17 protein-coding genes are annotated in these 19,668 nt (G+C 37.6%); all 17 read right to left on the bottom strand.

Annotated elements, in window-relative coordinates; all coding sequences use genetic code 11:
• Nucleotides 1–37: 37 nt before the first annotated feature.
• The 17 genes from hslO to C231_RS0106170 all read right to left on the bottom strand — a co-directional run bounded on the left by hslO (nucleotide 38) and on the right by C231_RS0106170 (nucleotide 19,664).
• Nucleotides 38–925 carry an Hsp33 family molecular chaperone HslO gene (hslO, locus tag C231_RS0106250; RefSeq protein WP_018659775.1) on the bottom strand — a complete coding sequence of 296 codons (888 nt, stop codon included), beginning with the start codon at nucleotides 923–925 and terminating at the stop codon, nucleotides 38–40.
• Nucleotides 926–978: 53 nt separating this feature from the next.
• Complete coding sequence (gene ftsH / locus C231_RS0106245) at nucleotides 979–3,153, bottom strand: ATP-dependent zinc metalloprotease FtsH (protein ID WP_018659774.1); 2,175 nt, start codon at nucleotides 3,151–3,153, stop codon at nucleotides 979–981.
• Nucleotides 3,154–3,241: 88 nt separating this feature from the next.
• Nucleotides 3,242–3,778: a hypoxanthine phosphoribosyltransferase gene (gene hpt / locus C231_RS0106240; RefSeq protein WP_018659773.1), complete on the bottom strand. Its 537-nt coding sequence runs from the start codon at nucleotides 3,776–3,778 to the stop codon at nucleotides 3,242–3,244.
• A gap of 19 nt (nucleotides 3,779–3,797) precedes the next feature.
• On the bottom strand, nucleotides 3,798–5,192 hold the full coding sequence (gene tilS, locus C231_RS0106235) for a tRNA lysidine(34) synthetase TilS (RefSeq protein WP_018659772.1): 1,395 nt from the start codon (nucleotides 5,190–5,192) through the stop codon (nucleotides 3,798–3,800).
• A gap of 66 nt (nucleotides 5,193–5,258) precedes the next feature.
• Nucleotides 5,259–5,702: a S1 domain-containing RNA-binding protein gene (locus C231_RS0106230; protein WP_018659771.1), complete on the bottom strand. Its 444-nt coding sequence runs from the start codon at nucleotides 5,700–5,702 to the stop codon at nucleotides 5,259–5,261.
• A gap of 115 nt (nucleotides 5,703–5,817) precedes the next feature.
• Nucleotides 5,818–6,255 carry an FtsB family cell division protein gene (locus C231_RS08305; RefSeq protein WP_018659770.1) on the bottom strand — a complete coding sequence of 146 codons (438 nt, stop codon included), beginning with the start codon at nucleotides 6,253–6,255 and terminating at the stop codon, nucleotides 5,818–5,820.
• Between the two features lie 73 nt (nucleotides 6,256–6,328).
• On the bottom strand, nucleotides 6,329–6,592 hold the full coding sequence (locus C231_RS0106220) for an RNA-binding S4 domain-containing protein (protein WP_018659769.1): 264 nt from the start codon (nucleotides 6,590–6,592) through the stop codon (nucleotides 6,329–6,331).
• Between the two features lie 13 nt (nucleotides 6,593–6,605).
• The gene (locus tag C231_RS0106215; RefSeq protein WP_018659768.1) at nucleotides 6,606–7,652 is read right to left on the bottom strand and encodes an SAM-dependent methyltransferase; all 1,047 of its coding nucleotides are present in this window, start codon (nucleotides 7,650–7,652) and stop codon (nucleotides 6,606–6,608) included.
• 15 nt (nucleotides 7,653–7,667) lie between these two features.
• The gene (gene mfd, locus C231_RS0106210; RefSeq protein WP_018659767.1) at nucleotides 7,668–11,159 is read right to left on the bottom strand and encodes a transcription-repair coupling factor; all 3,492 of its coding nucleotides are present in this window, start codon (nucleotides 11,157–11,159) and stop codon (nucleotides 7,668–7,670) included.
• Between the two features lie 27 nt (nucleotides 11,160–11,186).
• Nucleotides 11,187–11,750 carry an aminoacyl-tRNA hydrolase gene (gene pth, locus C231_RS0106205; protein WP_018659766.1) on the bottom strand — a complete coding sequence of 188 codons (564 nt, stop codon included), beginning with the start codon at nucleotides 11,748–11,750 and terminating at the stop codon, nucleotides 11,187–11,189.
• Nucleotides 11,751–11,881: 131 nt separating this feature from the next.
• Nucleotides 11,882–12,352: a hypothetical protein gene (locus C231_RS0106200; RefSeq protein WP_018659765.1), complete on the bottom strand. Its 471-nt coding sequence runs from the start codon at nucleotides 12,350–12,352 to the stop codon at nucleotides 11,882–11,884.
• Between the two features lie 212 nt (nucleotides 12,353–12,564).
• Nucleotides 12,565–14,514 carry an alpha/beta hydrolase family protein gene (locus tag C231_RS0106195; RefSeq protein ID WP_018659764.1) on the bottom strand — a complete coding sequence of 650 codons (1,950 nt, stop codon included), beginning with the start codon at nucleotides 14,512–14,514 and terminating at the stop codon, nucleotides 12,565–12,567.
• 141 nt (nucleotides 14,515–14,655) lie between these two features.
• On the bottom strand, nucleotides 14,656–15,651 hold the full coding sequence (locus tag C231_RS0106190) for a ribose-phosphate diphosphokinase (protein ID WP_018659763.1): 996 nt from the start codon (nucleotides 15,649–15,651) through the stop codon (nucleotides 14,656–14,658).
• Between the two features lie 168 nt (nucleotides 15,652–15,819).
• Nucleotides 15,820–17,196, bottom strand: a complete 1,377-nt coding sequence (glmU, locus tag C231_RS0106185; RefSeq protein ID WP_018659762.1) for a bifunctional UDP-N-acetylglucosamine diphosphorylase/glucosamine-1-phosphate N-acetyltransferase GlmU — start codon at nucleotides 17,194–17,196, stop codon at nucleotides 15,820–15,822.
• A gap of 32 nt (nucleotides 17,197–17,228) precedes the next feature.
• The gene (gene purR / locus C231_RS0106180; protein WP_026314388.1) at nucleotides 17,229–18,062 is read right to left on the bottom strand and encodes a pur operon repressor; all 834 of its coding nucleotides are present in this window, start codon (nucleotides 18,060–18,062) and stop codon (nucleotides 17,229–17,231) included.
• 118 nt (nucleotides 18,063–18,180) lie between these two features.
• The gene (locus C231_RS0106175; protein ID WP_018659760.1) at nucleotides 18,181–19,011 is read right to left on the bottom strand and encodes a metal ABC transporter permease; all 831 of its coding nucleotides are present in this window, start codon (nucleotides 19,009–19,011) and stop codon (nucleotides 18,181–18,183) included.
• Nucleotides 18,957–19,664, bottom strand: coding sequence for a metal ABC transporter ATP-binding protein (locus tag C231_RS0106170; RefSeq protein WP_018659759.1), 708 nt, complete (start codon nucleotides 19,662–19,664; stop codon nucleotides 18,957–18,959). Before C231_RS0106170 ends, C231_RS0106175 begins: the two co-directional genes overlap by 55 nt.
• Nucleotides 19,665–19,668 lie beyond the last annotated feature (4 nt).

Genomic DNA, 19,668 nt, shown 5'->3' with positions numbered 1-19,668 from the left:
CCTTTTTAAAGGTTCGCCTAATATGTGCTCTTTTTATTTATTTATTGCGGATTTGCGTTAATAGCTCGGATAATTCTTCTTTTGAAAAATGATATGTTTTACCACAAAAATGGCAGACAGCTTCTGCTTGGCCATCTTCTTCAATCATTTCAACAATCTCTTCCGCAGGCAATGTCAATAATGCATTTGCGAAGCGTTCTTTTGAACAATCACAAAACCATCTCACAGGTATCTTTTCAATCACTTGGTAATCATTTCCTACTAATTTTTTAAGAATTTCTTCTGTAGATATTTCATCTTGGAACCATTGAGACAAATGAGTTACTTTGGTAAGGACATTCTCCAACTTTTGAATCGTTTCTTCAGATGCATGAGGAAGCACTTGTAATAAAAAGCCACCTGCCGATTGAACGGTTTCATCTGGATTCACTAAGACTGATAATCCGACGGCAGAAGGTGTCTGTTCTGATGCTGCAAGATAATAAGTGAAATCTTCTGCCAACTCACCACTAATAAGTTTCACTTGCCCACTGAAAGGAGATTTTAGTCCTAAATCTTTAACAACAGATAATGTGCCTTCTGTTCCGACAGCTTTTCTTACGTCTAATTTTCCTAAATCATTCAATTCAAGTGCCACATGAGGATTTTTTATATAGCCTTTTGTTTCACCTACTCGATTAGATGTCGCCAAAATATAACCAATTGGGCCATCCCCTGCAATACGTACACTTAATTGATCATTGTCATTTTTTAAGCCCGAGGTCGCCAAGAGTGTTGTACCAATGAGTGCACGCCCAAGTGCTGCAGTTGCTGTATGCCACGTGTCTTGCTTGAGGCGTGCTTCCTCTACCATATCAGTTGCACGTACAACATAGGCTCTCACTTCATCACCGAATGCCAATGCTTTTATTAATTGATCTGTCATTTTTTTACCTCCTCGATAAAAGAGTGGAAGAATTTAACCTTCCACTCTTTTTATTAATCTTTTATTTCTTCATCGATAGAATTTTTTGAATGTTCTTTTTCTAAATCATTTAATGCCTCTTCTTCTGGCATATTTCCTGCCTTTTTATCTGTTATATGATCTGCACGAGACGAATTATTGTGAGTATGTTGTTCACGTTTTTCAAGATTTTGTTCTCGTTCCTTTAAGGATTGATCTTGGGCATTTTTAATTGCTTCATAAGAAGTTCCTGCAGCATCTTTTTCATTAGCCGTTTCTTCACGTGGATATTCATCGCCACTTTCATCGCGTGATGGCATTTTGCCTGTTTCAAACAAGCTCTTAATTTCAATCTCATTTAATGTTTCATATTTTAAGAGATGTTGCGCAATTAGTTTCAATTGTTCTGCATGCTCTGTCACAATGCGTGTTGCTTCTTCCATTCCTTCATTTAAGAAACGTTTCACTTCTTGATCAATTTCATATGCGATACGATCGGAATAAACTTGATGTTGTGCATAGTCGCGACCTAAAAAGACTTGCCCGCCACCTTCATATTGTACGGGGCCTAATTTTTCACTCATGCCATATTCTGTTACCATCGCGCGAGCAATTTGTGTAGCTTGCTCAAAGTCATTGCTTGCGCCGCTGGATTGAGAATTAAAGAATACTTCTTCAGCGGCACGTCCACCAAGAAGGCCAGCAATTTGTTCTGTTAGATCTTTTTTCGTCATAAGGAAGCGATCTTCTCTTGGAAGCATAATTGCATAACCGCCCGCTCGTCCTCTAGGTACGATCGTAACTTTATGAACGACACGTGCATCACCTAGTACAAGACCAACGACTGTGTGCCCTGCCTCATGATGGGCTATCATTTCGCGTTCCGTCTCGCTAATGAAGCGATCTTTTTTGGCAGGACCCGCAATAACGCGGTCATGTGCCTCATCCAAGTCTACTTCTTCAATGCGCTGGCTATTTCTACGTGCAGCAACTAAAGCCGCTTCATTTAATAAGTTCTCAAGATCTGCACCAGAGAAACCAGGGGTCTGCTTCGCAATTAATTTAAGATTGATATCTTCAGCTAACGGTTTATTGCGTGCATGAACTTTTAAGATTGCTTCTCGACCTTTAATATCTGGCTTACCTACCAAAATTCGTCGGTCAAAACGACCTGGACGAAGCAACGCAGGATCTAATACATCGGAGCGGTTGGTTGCAGCAATGACGATTACTCCTTCATTTCCAGTGAAACCGTCCATTTCTACTAATAATTGGTTTAAGGTTTGTTCACGCTCATCATGACCGCCCCCCATACCAGCACCACGTTGACGTCCAACAGCATCAATCTCATCAATAAAGATAATTGATGGGGCTGCTTTTTTAGCATTTTCAAATAAATCGCGTACGCGACTTGCACCAACACCGACAAACATTTCCACAAACTCTGAACCTGAGATACTAAAGAATGGTACACCTGCTTCACCTGCTACCGCTTTTGCAAGTAATGTCTTCCCAGTTCCTGGAGGTCCCTCTAAAAGAACACCCGCTGGAATACGAGCACCCAATTTACTAAAGCGGCGGGGATCTTTTAAGAATTCAACGATTTCAACCAATTCTTGTTTTTCTTCATCAGCACCGGCAACATCTGAAAAACGAACCGTACTTTTTTTACTATCTGTTTCTTTCGCTCTTGAACGACCGAAATTCATTGCATTTCGACCACCTGCACCGCCTTGACCGCCTGGATTGGTCATATAGAAGAATAGCCCTCCAATCATCAGGACTGGCAAGAATGTGAGAATGAGCGATGGCCAAATACTTGGTGCCGGCTCTTCGATCGGTTTCATTTTTATATTATGTTCTTTTACTGCATTATAGACATCTGAGATAACGGCATCATTTTGTAAGATAACGGCCGTCACCTCATTTGTTTTTTTGTCACCTGAGCCAAAAGAAAAAAAGTCTTTGTTTTCAACTTTAACCTTTTGCCCTTTTTTCAATTTGCCTTTAACGTTGTATACGCCACCTTTAGGCTGAATACTGAACTCTGAAATTTTATCATCTTCTATATATTGTACAAACTCCGTTGCGCTTAACTCTTGCGATGTGGTGACCGTTCGATCACCAACAAGCCAAGAAGCAATCCCAATAATCCCAACAAATACAAGTACATAGAAGAGATTGTTCATTATAGTTTTTTTGTAATTCATATAATCTCCCTATCTTCGCTAATCTCTTTCAAAATAGTGTAGCATCCCTGTAAGTTGCACCAACTGTGCCACCTACCTTCAACAAAAATTATTGATAATATTTAGGATCTACAACACCCACAAATGGTAGATTGCGATAATTTTGTTTAAAATCTAAACCATATCCTACTAGAAATTCTCCAGGCACTTTGAAGCCATAATAATCCGGAGTAAAATCATTCTTGCGTCCACTCGGCTTATCTAGCAATGTAACAATTTTCACTGATGCCGCTTTACGATATTTGAATAAATCAACTAAATATTTCAGCGTAAGCCCAGTATCGACAATATCTTCAACAAAAATAATATGACGACCTTCAACATTTGTATCTAGGTCTTTTAAAATTTTCACTTCACCGCTTGAAGTAAAGCCACTTCCATAACTGGAAACATCCATTACATCATATTCAAGTATAATATCCATTGCCATCATTAGATCCGCCATGAAAGGAAGTGCTCCTTTTAAAACACCGACAAGCAGCGGATTTTTGTCACGATAATCTTCGGATAATACTCGACCCAGTTCATGTACTTTATTTTTAATTTCCTCTTCTGAAATTAATACGCGCTGAACGATTTCCTCCATTGCCATTCTCCTTTTACTTTTAGTCGTCTGCATTATTAATATAGACTAATTGCAGTTGTGCTCGGTCACAATTATTTTGTATCATGTTCAAGTCTGCTTTACGAATTCCTACTAACCATATAATTTTATCAGTTTGATCAGAAATTATCCATTTTTTATCACGCAAATGTTTTGGAACTTTATCATCAATCAATATTTTTTTTATTTTCTTCGTTCCTGCCATGCCCTTCACTTGCATCCGGTCGCCCGGTTTTCGATGGCGTGCAACAAGTGGAAAGTGAAGGCCATTTGGAATTGCTATAACTTTTGCTTCAGGTGGGATGACAAATGATCCTTCTTTAAATAGTCCTAATTTTTCATTTGGGCTTAATGTTATCCACTGTCCAATGTCCAGCGATTGTACTCGCGTATGCTGTTCAGAAAATTGCTCTAGAAAAGAAGCACCTTTACAAAAATATAAATCATTATATGTTTTATAAATATAAAGATCACGCGCTAAGTGCAATTCTGAATTGACAGATCCCTTATGAAAATGTTGCCATACCAACTGTGTATAATTATTTTTCAAATGACTAGGATCATTTTCATAACAGCTTTTGAGCACACTTTCAATAAATGTTTGCTGGATAGCTACGGGGTAGGTTTTTAATTTTTGACCCTTAATATGGATATATTCTTCTTTTTCTTCTTTCAATGTCGCCAACTGCGACAATTGGTAATCTCTCAGCGTCAGCAACTGGTGAAGTTCCTGCTTAAAGCGTTCAATATGTTCATTTAATTTTGGATTTTCATCTTTTAATGAGGGCATTACTTTTGTTCGTATCATATTTCGAAAATAAATAGGCTCAAAATTCGTTGCATCTTCAAAATATGTTAAACCATGTTGCGCAGCATAAGCGTAAATTTCTTCTTTTTTAAATGGTAAAAGTGGTCGAACAATCCGATATCCTTGGCGACTGCTCACTTCAGAAATTCCCGTCAACAACTCGATATTCTTTCCACTGAACAAACGCATTAAAATTGTTTCGACTTGATCATCTTGGTGATGTGCCGTCAGTAGTGTATCAAGGTGCTGTGTCATCATTATTTGATCAAAAAAATGATATCTCATCTCTCGTGCCGCATTTTCAATATTTGAATGCGGATGTTCTTCTTTATGCCACTCAAAAATAAATAGTGGCAATTCCAACGCCATAGCCCACTCTTTCACAAATCGCTGCTCCTCATCAGATTCTTGACGCAAATGATGATTAACATGCGCTAAATAAAGTTGTGGCCGATTTTCTAATGGAAGATGAACAAGCAAGTGAGTTAAGACAACAGAGTCTACACCCCCTGACAGTGCAACTAGGACATGTTGATCTTTTGAGAATAATTTTCGTTTCGCTATCCACTGATGAAATCTTTTTTCCATCTTCTTGCTCCTTTAAACAAAAAAGAGGCAAGAAACTCTTGCCTCTACTCATTCACTACATTTACCTTAGCCTCTACGGCCGCCTCTGCCGCCACGTTTGCCTTCGGTATTTCGGCGAAGCGAAATCAGACGATCTTCACTATCTTTCAAAAAGGAACTCATCAGTGCGTCAAAGTCTTTTGTCGCTTTCGGTTGTTCACGAGTAGGACGTGGTGATCTGACAGGTATTTCTTTTTTATATGTTTCTTTAGTATTTTTATGATTTTTAGGTTCATTACCCTCTGCTTTTTTTATTGATAGCGCTATTTTGCCATCTTCTGAGATAGATAATACTTTTACTGCTACTTTTTCGCCAACAGTCAATGCTTCATTTATATTTTCGATAAATTTATTCGAAACTTCACTTATATGGACAAGCCCTGTTTTATTATCTTCCAAATCAATAAAAGCGCCAAAATTTGCTAATCCTGAGATTGTACCTGTGACTGTTTTTCCGACTTCAATTGACATACTAAAAAAATCCCCCTAAAGTATTTGCTATATTATAGCACATACCGAGTAAAAAAGTATCTAGAACGCAAAAAATCTTGACCTTTGTCAAGATTTTTGAAAATGTTTTTTTAAATTATTCTTGTGTATCATCTGCTGCATCATCTTGTTTTTCTTCTTTATTCTGCTGCTCTACTTCAGATTCTTCTGATTTATTTGGCAATTTAAAGACCACTTCATTATCTTTAGTTAGATGATATTCACTGCGCGCCAATTTTGCTACATATTCATCATTTTCAAGGAGAGTAACTTGATATTCTAAATTATCTTTTTCTTCTTTTAATTGTGCAAGCTGCTCTTGGCTTTCTTTGTATTGTTGACGATATTCCACTGTTTTTTGATGATTTTTAACAAGTGGCCAACTCGTAAATAAAAGTGCCAAGCAACCTAAAACCATAATGGCGGTTTTTCTCATATGAATGAAACGAGCACGTTTTTGTTCGCGAATATTTGCCAATGTTTTTTCTTTAGTGTATTGTTCATGAAGTGTGGTAACTTTTGGTGTGTCTTTCATTCATTTTCCCTCCTTGATACACTTATATACTCATTATACCAAGGAATTTGGACGATGCAACCATTTTTTGTAATTAATTGTTTTCCACACTCTTTTCTGAAATGATCCGATAAAGTTCCGCAGCTTCCATTTTCTTTGTTGTCTGTCGTAAATCAGCCACCTGAACTGTCATAATTTTATTTCCAAAATAAATAGTTACATAATCGCCCACTTCAACTGGTGTACTAGCTTTTGCGATTTGATTGTTAATTTCAATGCGACCAGCATCTCCCATCGCTTTAGCGACAGGTCTTCTTTTAACAATTCTTGAAATTTTCAAAAACTTATCCACCCTCATCTTTTTCACCTTCTTATTTTTCTTGACGTTTTCGTTCCTGCCAAATGCGATCCACTTCTTCTGGTGTTCTTGCAACAAGTCCATCAAAAATATGCGGATGGCGGAAACGTACTTTTTGATTAATTTTTTCAAGGACATCTTGAATCGTATAATATTCTTCTTTTTTCAGTGCCATCATACAATGCAACAAAACCATTAAAATATCACCCAACTCTTCGACTTCATTTTCTGGATTATCATCTAAAAGCGCTTTTTCATATTCAGTCACTTCTTGCTTCAAATAACTTAGCAATTTTTTCTGTGATTGCGTCAAAATCCATGCATCCCCATGTTCTGGATGATGAATGTCTTCCATACATTCTAAAAGAGTGGTCATTTCGCGCATATTTTGATCACGTGTAAGGGGTGGCACATATAAGCTTCTTAAATTATTGACATCATCGAAATAATCTAACTCATAGAGTGCAATTTTTTCCACTTTTTCAAGCGAAGTCCCTGCATTATCAACAAAATAAACCATATGATCATCTGGATAGATTTCCATCAATTCCATTTTGACATGACTTGCGATAAAACTATGCGCCACTTGCATAATGACAACATGTTGGCGTGGCGTAATCTTACGATAATCCAATGTAAAAGCATCCACCAATTGAAAACCTTCAACTGAATCAATCTTGATCGCTTGAAATAAATCATCCAAAAAACTCTGTCCGCCGACAATATTCACCTGATTTGGAATCTTATGCAGCAGTATTGCAACCGTTCGTTCAGCTACACATGGATGACCAGGCACTGCATAATAAACATCGCCTTTTTTCAGTTGTTCAAGTAAATACTTGACAATTTTTTCATAGACTTTTTCAAAATCTTCATTCATTTCTTCATAAAAATCATCAAAGAAAGTCATGGGGATATCTTTTCCTTTTAATATTTGCACTGCTGGATGATCGGCAGTGCGCACATATACATGTGGTGCTTCTTTAATTTTTTTTAGTACCTTTAGGCTAAGTTGTGAATAATCTCCTGGACCTAGTCCCATAATATATAATGTATTCATCATGCTCTCCTAGCTTTATTTCCCATTTTTATTTTCATGGAATATTGCTATATTTTTTGTGAATTCTACTAAATATTCTAACCATGCACTGGCTGGCATATGCGATTCAATATGAAAGACTACCGTTAATTTCTCTTTCATGTCCATGGATGTCTTCAATGGAATATCTTTTAATGCTTTAAAAATCATCTCGATAGGTAAGTGTGCGCCCTCTTTTGTGAATTCAACACTTATTTGCTGATTTTTTTGGACGATGCGCTGAACAAGCGCCAATTCACCATAATTTTTTAGTAAACCTACTAAAAGCAATTGACCCACAACTTCAGGATAATCACCAAAACGATCAATCAGCTCATCTTGTAAATCAAAATATTCCTCATCATCGCGAATTGAGCGAATCCTTTGATAAATTTCGATTTTTTGACGGCTATCGCTTATATAATCTTCAGGAAGATAAGCTTCAACTTCTAAGTCAATTTCTAATTCGGAGCGTTTTTCTTTTGGTTTCCCTTGTTTTTTAGCAACTGCTTCCGCAAGCATTTGCGAATATAAATCAAAACCTACTGAATCAATGAAGCCATGTTGCTGCTTGCCTAATAAGTTCCCAGCACCGCGAATGGATAAATCACGCATCGCAATCTTAAAACCACTTCCCAATTCGGTGAAATCTTGGATGGCTTTAAGGCGCTGTTCACTTTCTTCAGTTAATACTCGATCAGGACGATACATCAGATAGGCATAAGCAATACGTGAGTTTCTACCGACACGCCCTCGCAATTGATAAAGTTGTGAGAGTCCAAGACGATCAGCATCTTCAATTAGTAGCGTATTCACATTAGGAATATCAACTCCTGTTTCGATAATAGTCGTCGTTACTAATACGTCATACTCTCCATTAATAAAATCATAAAGAACTTTTTCCAATTGATGCTCTGCCATTTGGCCATGCGCATAAGCAATTCGCGCCTCAGGAATTAACTCCTCTAAAAAGGCGACCCGCGAAGGCATGCTTTGAACACGATTATGTAAATAAAAGACTTGCCCTCCACGCGACATTTCCTTTTGAATGGCATCGCGAATAATCATAGGATCTATCGCCGTAACATAGGTTTGAACGGGATAGCGATTAGCAGGTGGGGTTTCAATTATTGATAAATCGCGAGCTCCCACAATTGACATATGTAAAGTACGCGGAATAGGTGTTGCGGTCAATGTTAGGACATCGACTTGTGCTTTTAATGCTTTCAATTTTTCTTTGTGCTTCACACCAAATCGCTGCTCTTCATCGACAACAACTAAACCTAAATCATGAAATTGAACATCTGACGATAATAGCCGGTGCGTACCAATCACAATATCTATACGCCCTTTTTTTAGATCATGCAATGTTTGTTGAGTTTCTTTCGGCGTTAAAAAGCGACTCAATAGACCGATACGAACTGGAAAGTCAATAAAGCGTTCGACAAAGGAATTATAATGTTGCTGTGCAAGTACAGTTGTTGGCACTAAAAAGGCAACTTGTTTGCCTTCTTGAACCGTACGAAATGCAGCACGCACTGCAACTTCTGTCTTGCCATAGCCGACATCACCCACAAGTAGGCGGTCCATCGGTTGGATTTTTTCTAGATCTTTGTTGACTTCTTCAATTGAACGCAGTTGGTCAGGGGTCTCTACATAAGGAAATGCTTCTTCAAATTCATGATAATAGGCATCTGTCGGAGAAAAGGCATATCCTACTTTTGCTTGTCGCTCCGCATATAAATCAATCAACTCATCCGCAATATCTTCTACTTGTTTCGATACTGATGCTTTTGTCTTTGCCCAGCGCGTTCCCCCTAATTTATGAATCTTAGGTGAGGCACCTTCTGACGACACATATTTTTGGACAAGTTGTAGCTGTGAAACAGGCACATATAACTTATCATGATTCTGATATAAAATCGTAAGATAATCTTGTTTAATTCCGCGCACTTCCATCGTTTGAATTCCTAGATATTTTCCAATGCCATGATGAATATGTACCACATAATCACCTGGATTCAACTCATTATGCGCCTTAATACGTTCCGCATGGTCGATTTGCGGTGATCGCGGAATTTTTCTTTTCATCTGATTAAATAAATCTGCTTCCGTAAGGAGCGCAAACTTTTCATCTAGCCATTCATAACCACTTTGCAATGAAGCAACAACAATTTGAAGCATTTGTGGCACAATTTCTTTCTCTTGAATTGCTACTTGCATAAACCCAATACTCTTTAGCATCTCTTGCAACTCTTGGGCTCTTTGTTTTGAATTTGCAGCAATAATCGTTGTGAACTTCATTTTTTCGAAGTTTTGCAATTCTTCTTTAATCAAAGAGAGCTGACCAAAAAAGCGGTGCATCTGTCGATAATGATAATCATGAATCTGTGTGAACTTCAGTTGGGTTAAGCCCCGTTTCATTGAAGATAGCAACAGACGCGGCATAGCTTTTTGATATAACTTCTTAAAAGAATGTATCATGTGATGATCTATTAAAAATGGCAACTCTGCTTTTACATCATCTTGCCACTGCTTCACTTCTTCTTTTAGAGCATCAACTCTTGTCATCAAATGTGTATACTCATCAAAGATAATAGGTGTATGCATCGGCAGATAATCTAAGATGCTTTCAGATTGATCATAAAATAATTCTGGCAAAGCATACATCATTTTAGTTATAATGCCCGCTTCAATATGCTCCATGAGAGATGTGATTTCTTTTTTGGATTCAATGGTTTCTTTTTCTCGTATGGCATTTAACTGTTCCAATGCATGATGTTTGGCTTTTGGAGTAATAACAAAATCCGTAGCAGGCGACAATTCCATATAATCCACGTCACGAATTGACCGCTGCGTTTGAGGATCGAATTCACGCATCGAATCGATTTCATCTCCAAAAAGTTCAAGACGAATAGGCCATTCATTAATTACTGGATAAATGTCAATAATACCCCCGCGCACGCTGAATTCTCCTGGGCGAGCAACAATTTGTTCACACTGATATCCAATCGTGGTAAGAGTTTCGATAAGTGAAGCACTATCTACTTTATCTTCCAAAGTGATACATTGCCAGCTATTCTGCATAACTGTTGCGGGAATAAGCGGCTTTAAAAAACCCGCAACTGTCGTTACAATAATTCCTGGACGATCTTCTCGTATAAAATGCAAAGCTTCTAAACGTTCTTGCAGCATTTCCGAACTTGAAGTCGCCAGTTGCGTATGAAAAATATCTTCCACCGCATAAAGATAAACCATGTCTTCTGCTAAAATTTCTTGTAACTCATTTCGATAAGCTTGAGCAGTGGTCAAATCTGCAACGACCCACACCATTTTACCCTTTAATTCTTTTTGAATTCCAGCAAGCAAAAGAGACCGAGCAGTTCGTTCTAACCCTGTAATAAGTTGCGAACTTTCTAAATCGGTCTGAAGTGGTTTTAGAATATTCTTTGTGGCTAACAGCTGACCAAAATAATCAGCAAGCGGCATATTATTTTGCCTCCTTTAATTCATCCATTAATTATAACGTGTCATCACATCTTCAATCGTATCGCCTTCAATCCAATCTTGACAAGCCTGTGCCGCTTCTTTTATGGCATCTTCGATCAGTGGAAACTGCGCTTTGCCAAAAGGGCTCAAAACGTGTTGCGTAACAGATTGTGCTGGAAAAGGGCGCCCGATGCCCACTTTCAAACGAATAAAATGATTCGTTTTTAAGTGATCAATAATATTTCGTAACCCATTATGACCACCATGTCCACCTTGTTTGCGTATGCGAATTTTTCCAACAGGTAGGTCCATATCATCATGAATGACAAAGATATTTTCTGGATTTAATTTATAAAAGTTGCACCACTGCTTGACAGACTCCCCTGACAAATTCATAAATGTTGTCGGCTCAATAAAGAGAATTGTCTCATTTTGCCACTGCATCGTACCATACATGGAGTGAAATTTGGCTCCTTGAATTTTCGCTTCGGGGTAGCGACGTGTCAATTCGTCTATTACCATAAATCCAACATTATGTTTAGTTTTATCATATTTTCTGCCAGGATTTCCTAAACCGATGATTAATTTCATCTTAATCGACTCCTAATTATTGTTTCTACTTCATTAGTATAGCATAGAAAATATAGCATATATAAACACAAAAAAGCTTAGGCAAAATAGACCCCACTCATGGTTCCATTTTGCCTAAGCACTTTTATATATTATTCAGCTTCTGGTGCTTGCTCAACTTTCTCGGTGGTAACATGTTCATAACGTCCGAATTTTTCAACGTCATCGACTTTATCACCTTCAGCACCTAGATCATCTTTGCTTACACCCACAACATATTTGTTAGTTGCGCCATCAGATGGTGCATCAACTTCGAAAGCAAACTCAGGTTCTGCTACTTTTTGTAGGATCTTTCCTTCATCATCTAAAAGATAGACTGAAAATTCACCGTCTGAGAGAACTTGACCTGTAATTTTCACTTTTTCAGGTCCACCAAAAATATAACCATCTGGTGTCCATTTGCCTCCCACTAATGTAAGGCCAGTATCTGGCGTTACTTTTTCAGCATTTTCAGCTTGATCCATTAATTTGTCTGTTGCGTCATCTTTTTTGTCATTCTTTCCACAAGCGGATAATGCAAAGATTGATACTGCAGCCAATGTCATGATCTTTTTATAATTCATAATTCCCCTCCTCATGGCAATAATAAATTAAGTAAAACTTAATCTTCGTTTCCAATCATAGCACAGTTTTTTTGTTAAAACAATTCATATAATCGTTTGATAATATCCTATCTAGTAGGCAAATAAAAAGAAGGAGCAAATATGTCTTATCGATTATTTTCTAATGTTATCTATCGATTGAGACACTTAGCTCCTGCTTTTTCATGACTATTTTATTGGTGATCTTTGAACCACTGTACAATCGCTTGCAAGCGTTCTTGTCTTAGATTTGGAATACCTTCACGTGAAAGGCCATGACTTGAACTTGGGAAAGTCATCAATTTAGTTTTGACACCTTGTTTTAAAGCAGCACGATACATTTGCTCGCCTTGCTCTAATGGGCAGCGTAAATCATTTTGACTATGAATGACTAGAAGAGGCGTTGTCATATTTTCTTGATGGGCTAAAGGCGACATTGCCCATAGCTTATCAAGACCCGTCAGATCTTCAAGCAGCTGATGTTCCACAAAATGCGGACCAACATCACTTGTACCATAGAAACTAATCCAGTTACTAATACTGCGCTGTGTAACCGCTGCTTTAAAACGGTCTGTATGTGTTACAATCCAGTTGGTCATAAAGCCACCATAACTTCCACCTGTTACATAGACATGGTCGGTATCAATTTCAGGATGTGCCTCAAGTATGGCATCTACTCCTCGCATGAGATCTTGATAATCTTCATTGCCATAATCGCCCAAAATAGCTGAAACAAAAGACTGACCATAGCTACTTCCACCGCGCGGATTAATCATAATCACGCCATAGCCTTCACTTGCCAAGGCCTGCATTTCATGGAAGAAAGTTTCCCCATAACATACTTGTGGTCCTCCATGGATATATAAAATAGCGGGATGTTGACTTACTTTTTCTATCGGCGCAACATACCATCCTTGAATTTTCCATTGACGTGCTCCTTCAAATATAAAATCTTCTGGATCGCTCAATGGCATATTTTGAAGCACTTCTTCATTTGGATCATATAAATCTGACCATTCTTTTGTGGTTAAATCATAAAATGCTAAGCGACTTGGGATAATCGGTGTAGAGTAAGTGAGATAAATTTTATTTTCATCCGCAGCGACATTCCAATCCGTAATATGAAGTCCGCAGTCTAGTACTAATTCGATATTTCCTTCTAAATCTGCCATATAGATTTTGATTGTTCCTTGCTCTGTTGTCGAAAAGAAGAAATGTTCATCATCTTGCCACTGAATAATTGGCGAGGAAAGATTTTGTTGGAAATCTCCGACAATACTATCGCCTAAATCCGCATCCAATTCTGCAGTCAAAGGAATCAATGTTTTAGAATCGGTCAGAAGATAGACTTCATTTTGCGTTACAAAATGATAAGCAAAATCATTGCCAATGACTACTTGATATTTTTCATTTGGACTTTTTGACATATCAAAAAAGATACCTTCTGGTAAATCTTCAGTTAATGGTAGCATTCCATCACTACCCATTTTGAAAATATATAATCGTGTCCCATATTCCCATTCATCTTCTAAATTTTTAGGACCTGCTAAATATAAAATATCTCCCGCAGCGCTCATTTCAATGAATTGGTAATCTTCACTTGTTTCAAGTACTACTGCTGCTTCTTCACAAGGTGCTGACAGTTTCTTAATGGAGATTGTTTGTTTTTCTTTTAAGAATGTTCCACCATCAATTTTATGCACCATTTTCTCGTTGTGCGTAGCAGTTGGCCAGTCTTTTTCTGACTCATCTTTTTCTGGTTCAGGTACAGTTGTCTGGTAAATGAGTTCATTTTCTTTCGTCCAGAAATATTGTGTCACGCCACCTTTTTCATTTGTATAAGGTGCTGCACTTCCCCCACTTAATGGTTGGGTGAATACTTGCATTTTATTTGTTTCTTCATCAAGTGCTAAAAATGAGAGTTGTTTTTGATTGGGCATTACTTTTAATGCTGCATATTTTTTGCTATCTGTTCCAAATTTAACACGTTGTTGCGTTTTTTTATCGCTTCCCCATAATGTTGTTTCATATTCATTTTTATTTTTATTCATTTGCGTTTCTAAATAAAAAATAAAATTCCCTGCTGATAAAGGTTGCGAGACATTTTTTAAGTTGTAAAGTGTTTCATTCGTCATTTTCTCCATAGCATTTCCTCGTTTCACATTTAATTTTAATTTTTATGCATAACCTAATCATATGAAACATTCTCATAAAAGTAAATGGTTATAACTTCTAAAAAAACTCCCTACCATCACATGGTAAGGAGTTGCTTATATGTTAAATGATTAATCAAATGTATAATCTGATTTATTTTTGAATTTATTGAAAAATAATGGAGAAACTGATTCATCATTATGGACACGTGTAATAGCATCACCGATTAATTCACTGACACTAATAAGTTCAATCTTATCAATTCGTTTATGCTCTGGCAAATAAATAGAGTCTGTTACGAGCATCGCTTTAATTGACGATTTTTGAATACGCTCAACTGCTTTTCCTGAAAATACCGCATGTGTTCCTGAAGCATAGACTTCTTTTGCTCCATGTTCCATCAAGGCATCTGCAGCAATTGTAATCGTTCCTGCCGTATCGATCATGTCATCAATTAGCACACAGGTTTTCCCTTTGACGCGACCGATAATATTCATGACTTCTGCTACATTAGGTTCTGGGCGTCTTTTGTCAATTATTGCAATTGACGCACCTAAGAATTCAGCTAAACGGCGAGCACGAGTTACACCACCATGATCTGGTGAGACAACGACCACTTTGTCTCCTTGAAGACCGCGATCCAAAAACCAACTCGCAAGTAGCGGCGCACCTAGCAAGTGATCGACTGGAATATCGAAAAATCCCTGAATTTGTGCAGCATGCAAGTCTAAGGCAATAATACGGTCAGCCCCAGCGACTGTTAACATATTGGCCACAAGTTTTGCCGTAATAGGTTCACGTGATTGTGCTTTGCGATCTTGGCGTGCATATCCATAATATGGCATTACAACATTAATGGATCCTGCACTTGCACGATTCAATGCATCAATCATTATGAGCAATTCCATTAAACGTTCATTCGTTGGATAGGATGTTGATTGGATGATATAGACATCATCTCCACGCACACTATCTTCAATGTTAATCGAAATCTCCCCATCTGCAAATCGTTTCACTTTTACTTTACCCAGCTCAATTCCCATCGATGCTGCAATTCGACGTGCTAATGGCAAGTTGGAGCTTAACGCCATTAATTTTAATTTCCGACATTTTGTCGATTCTGACATTTGTACGCCCTCCATTTATTTAATTGTATTCTTTCTTTATTTTATGAAAAATTTTATACTTTCTCAAGTTAATCCCATTTATTTCGCACAAAAAAATGAATGAAAATAAAAACTTTCGGATTTTAAAGCATATGAAAAAAGCTTATCGTTAACGATAAGCTTTTAAAATTAATCATGATTTAAATTCGGCAATTTAGTAGCATAACCTTCTTTATTCACTTGACGGGCACGAGCAATTGCTAATGCTTTTGAAGGGACATCTTGATAAATCGTAGAACCAGCCGCAATATAAGCTTCTGCTTCAACATTAACAGGTGCTACAATATTGGAGTTACTTCCAATAAATGTATAATCACCAATATGACTACGATGTTTATTTACTCCATCATAATTGCAGAAGATTACACCACTACCAATATTGACATGCTCGCCAACTTCAGCATCACCCACATAGGAATGGTGACCTGCTTTTGAAAATTTGCCTAATGTTGCATTTTTAATTTCTACAAAGTTGCCAACATGTGCTCCTTCCAGTAAATGGCTTTGTGGACGCAAATGAGCAAATGGACCTACCGTAACTTTCGGACCAACTGTACTTTTTTCAATGACAGACTGTTTAATTTCAGCATCATCTTCAATCTGACTGTCAATAATCTCAGTGCCTGCTCCAATGAAAACATTAGCGCCAATTTTAGTATCTCCTTTTAAAGAAACTCCTGGTTCAATTGTTGTATCTGGACCAATTTCAACAGTTGCTTCAACATAAGCATTCGCTGGATCGACAAAACTTACACCATTTTCCATATGTGCTTTATTAATCCGATCACGCATTAACTGGTTCGCTTGAGAGAGTGCTACGCGATTATTCACGCCTAGCGCTTCATCGAAATCTTTTAATGTATAAGCGGCAATTAATTCATCTTCAGATTGTAGAATTTCAATGACGTCAGGCAAATAATATTCTCCCTGAGCATTGTCATTACCTACTTGTTGCAACTTTTCAAATAACAATCGATTATCAAAGCAATATGTTCCAGTATTAATTTCTTTAATTTGCTTTTCTGCACTTGATGCATCTTTTTCTTCGACAATTTTTAGGACAGAATTATCTGCAGCACGAACAATTCGACCATAATTAGTAGGATCTGGTGCAATTGCTGTAAGAATGGTCGCTTTTGCTTGATTATTTTCATGATATTGAATTAATTTTTTTAAGGTATCCGCTTGAATCAGCGGTGTGTCGCCTGCAAGTACAACCGTTGTCCCTTCTAAGTCTCCTATAATGGATTCTGCCTGTTGCGTTGCATGTGCTGTTCCTAGTTGCTCACGTTGAAAAACAAATTGGCACTTCGCACCTAAATGTTCTTCTACAAGTTCTGCCCCCATTCCTGTAACAGTAATGACTTCATCCATCCCTGCATCTCTGGCAGCATCAACGACATAATCGACCATTGGTTTTCCTAGAACGGGATGCATTACTTTATATAATTTTGATTTCATACGTGTGCCTTGACCAGCTGCTAATACTATTGCAAATCTCTTCATCTCTTGTCTCCTTCATCTATTGATGTCTACTTTTAAAATGATAAATCCTCAGCAAAAAAATTGCCACTTTTCACTTGGATTTTTTTCGTTTCACTATTGACAGATTCTATTCTGAATAACGAATGGTAAAGAACTTTGATCGGTTCATCCAGCCGCATATTCTCAATGAATACTACAGTGTCTACAACATGACATTGAAATTCATTGGCGACCATTGTAAGCCCATTAACAGTTCCACCACCACGTAAAAAGTCATCAATAATTAATACGCTTGTTTGAGGGTGCAAGCTGCGCGTTGACAATTCCATTCGTTCCATAACGTCTGCAGAAGAATATGGCACATAATTAATGCCCACTGTCGACCCTTCCGTAACTTTTGAAGCTTTTCGAACAATTACAAATGGCACACCCAATTCTTCTGCTACACTTTGAGCAATTGGAATTCCTTTTGTTGCAATAGTCAATATTGCATCAATATCATTTCGCGAATATCGCGAAGCAATTAACTTACCAATTTTTTTCAACCACTCTGGTTGACTCAAAATATCCGAAGTATAAATATAACCGCCAGGTAATAGCCGTTCTGATTGATGCAACGCATCTTGTAACTGTCTTACATAATCTGCTACTTGACTTTTAGAAATGACCGGAATAAATTGAACGCCCCCACGTGCACCAGAATAGGTAATAATCTCTCCGAGATGTCTTCGGGCAAAGGTACCTTTTACAATATTCAAATCTTCGCTGATGCTCGATTTTGCTGCATTGAATCGATCTGTAAAATAATCTAATGGAAAAATTTTATGAGGATGTTGAATAAATTCAATGGTCATCTCCACAAGCCTTTCGCTTCTTTTCACTTTCATACTATCACTTTTTCTATTGAAATCTATTTGTCTTGTTACCATCATACCGAATTTTTCAGCATTTGTCATTTCCAGATAAAAAAATAAAAGCACCCCTAAAAAAAGAGGCACTTTTAGCTTAATCATTAGCGCGATTATGTTCAATTAGAAATTGATTTATTTTTTCACCAATCAAAACAATGGCAAACACACTAAGTAACAACAATACAATCGTTGCACCACTTGGTGTTCCAAGATCATAAGAAATATAAAGACCGCCTAGCATCCCAATAAGGGCTATTCCCATCGCAAAAAGAATAACGCCATTAAAACTTTTGGACAGTCGCATAGCAATGGCTGCTGGCAATATTAAGATAGCACTCACTAATAATGACCCTACAATGGGCATAATGATAGCTATCGTAATTCCCGTAATAATATTGAACAATATGGACATCAGACGAACAGGCAAGCCTGTTGTATGAGCAGTCTCTTCATCGAATGTCAACACATACATCGGACGCTTAAATATAATATAGCAGAGCACGATTCCAATCGTCAGCACATATAAAAATTTCACTTGTAGCGGACTAATTGTAACAATTGATCCAAAAAGAAATGTATTCAAATCAGCCGTCATGGAATCATTCATTCCCATGATAAATAGGGCAAACGCCATCCCTCCTGACATTAAGACCGCAATCGAAATTTCTGAATAAGAATGGTAAACATTTCGAATCCACTCCAATAAGAGAGAAATTAATATCACAACGAGCAAATTCGTCCATGTCGGATTCACATTCAGCATCATGCCAAGCGCCACACCCGTTAATGAAACATGAGAGAGTGTATCCGCTAGCAATGACTGACGGCGAAGGATGAGAAAAAGACCTAAAATAGGTGCCACTAGAGAAATTAAGACTGACGCTTGGATGGCGCGTTGCATAAATCCATAGAAAAACATCTCCATGGCGAGTCCTCCTTCCGTACCAGGTGAATATGTTTGTCCGCATAAGGTCTCAATTCATATGATTCATGAGTGACCATAAGTACCGCCTTATGATGGACTTCAGTGTTATGCTTGAGCAATGTATAAAATTTTTGACGACTTTCTTCATCCATTCCAGTTGTTGGTTCATCTAAAATAAATAAATCTGGATCAGTCGCAAAGACACGCGCTAATGAGATGCGTTGTTTTTGACCGCCTGAAAGTTCGCCGATTTTTTTATGACGACTTTCCCACATGCCTACTGATTTTAAGGCACGTTGGACATGTTCGTGATCTCGCTCATCAAGACGTTTGAACCAACGCCCTTTAGGATAACGTCCACTTTGAACAAGTTCTAATACTGTTGTTGGAAATCCTGCATTAAAAGCTGCAACTTGTTGTGGCACATAACCAATAGAGATTTTTTTACCTTTATAATTTTTATCAGAAATTGTTACATGACCTGTTGTCGGCGTCAAAAGTCCTAAAACATTGCGTAAAAGTGTTGTTTTGGCGGCGCCATTTTCACCTGTAAGCATTACAAACTCTCCAGGATCTATGCAAAATGAAATATCATCTAAAACGGCTTCTTCACCGTAGTGAAAGCTCAGATCATTTACTTGAATGTAATGCATGGCT

The sequence above is a fragment of the Allofustis seminis DSM 15817 genome (assembly GCF_000374325.1).
GTDB classification, from domain to species: Bacteria; Bacillota; Bacilli; order Lactobacillales; family Carnobacteriaceae_A; genus Allofustis; species Allofustis seminis.
This window is presented reverse-complemented; position numbering and strand designations above follow the sequence as displayed.